The organism is Okeania sp. SIO2F4 (assembly GCF_010672385.1).
GTDB lineage: Bacteria > Cyanobacteriota > Cyanobacteriia > Cyanobacteriales > Microcoleaceae > Trichodesmium.
The window spans coordinates 1-1,586 of record NZ_JAAHGT010001371.1 but is presented as its reverse complement, the minus strand read 5'-3'; the positions used below and the strand labels follow the sequence as shown (position 1 = coordinate 1,586).

The 1,586-nt window shown below is 34.9% G+C and carries 1 protein-coding gene; it reads right to left on the bottom strand.

The annotated features are described in order from the left end of the window. Positions 1 to 67 precede the first annotated feature (67 nt). Positions 68 to 1,561, bottom strand: coding sequence for a protein kinase domain-containing protein (locus F6K22_RS40505; RefSeq protein ID WP_293110774.1), 1,494 nt, complete (start codon positions 1,559 to 1,561; stop codon positions 68 to 70). Positions 1,562 to 1,586 lie beyond the last annotated feature (25 nt).

Sequence of the window (1,586 nt, the reverse complement as noted above, 5' to 3'; positions counted from 1 at the left end):
CATGGGAATTGGTATAATATAGCACTATGCAAATAAGGTGCGGACAATGATAAATGCTCAAACTCATTCAGGGATTACTTCTAACTTCTGTAGGGGCTTGCTGGCCATTCGCCCCTACAGACTTCTGACTTGCGCGTAGCGGTATAGCTTCTAATAAGTGTTTTTGATTAACTAAAATCCAGCCTTTTAATCCTAATGCAAACTCAGAATTATTATCTAGTTTTAAGGCACAATTGCAGACAATTAATGCTTCTTCCCATCTCCCTATTTTGGCTAAAGACCAAGCAAAATTTGCCTGTATCCAAGATTCCTGTGGGGATAATTTTACAGCTTTTTCCAACTGTTTAACTGCTTGTTGCCAATTTTTTTGACGACAATTAATTAGCCCTAAAACTCCATAACCTCTCCCATCATTAGGATTTATTTTAATTGCTTGATTAGCTGCAATAATAGCTTGCCGATCTTCTACATAAACTAATATCATTGCTAACTCTACTGCTGCTATGCCATTATCACTTTCTTGGAGCAAACATTGTTGATAAGCTGTGACTGCTTCTGTTAGATTTCCTTGTTTTAAAATCTGTCTTGCTTGCTTTAATTTTTGAGAAATAAACTTACCTTTAAGTGCATCAATTAATTCATCAGCAGTTTGAAAACGTTCCTCTATTTCTATCTTCATTCCTGTTAAGATAATTTGTTCTGTTTGGGGACGAATTGATGCTTCTATTTGCCGTGGAGAAATTAAAGTTTCTGACCCTAATCTAGCGGGTGCTGCTACTGGCACTTTACCTGTTAAAGTATGATAAATTGAGGCGCAAATAGCATACAAATCTGTACTGGAATTAACTTTACCTAGATTAGTATATTGTTCAATGGGTGAATATCCAGGTGTTAGCATAGCCGTCATTTTATTAGTGAGACCTGCTAAAAATTCTCTAGCGGAACCAAAATCAATTAAGATGGCTTTATCTTGGGAGTTAACAATAATATTGTCTGGTTTAATATCCCGATGGAGGAAGTTATTAGCATGAACTAATTTTAAAGCTTCGGTGATTTGAATAAAATATTTTTTGACAATATTTTCAGGCAGTTTACCTCTTTCTGTCAAAATTTGGGATAGAGGTTTACCTGAGACAAATTCCATGACTAAATAAGCTGTATTGTTAGCTTCAAACCAATTAATTACTCTGACAATATTGGGATGAACACATTTTTTTAGAGATTCTGCCTCGGTCTTAAATTTTTGGATTTGTTCCTGTTGAATTTTAGGAGAAATAGAAGGAGGCCAAATAATATTAATCCCATGTCTGAGAAACTTATTTGGGCAAAGTTCTTTAATAGCAACATCGGTGAATTTTTCTAAATCAGTTGCTTTATAAGTAATGCCAAAACCACCTTCACCTAAAGTTTTTTCTATTCTATATTTACCTTGGTGAAGTAAAGTGCCACTAGGAAGTTGATATCCCACTGAATTTAAGGTTGTTAAAGCACAACCACAGGCAGTACAAGTAATGGCTGTATCAAGATTTTCTGCGCCACAAATTGGGCAGTTGATTAACATTTTTTATCCTTATTTTTATTTTGCA

Excerpts from the sequence above, each read along its gene's own strand:
- F6K22_RS40505 (WP_293110774.1), bottom strand. The coding sequence starts at position 1,561 with ATGTTAATCAACTGCCCAATTTGTGGCGCAGAAAATCTTGATACAGCC.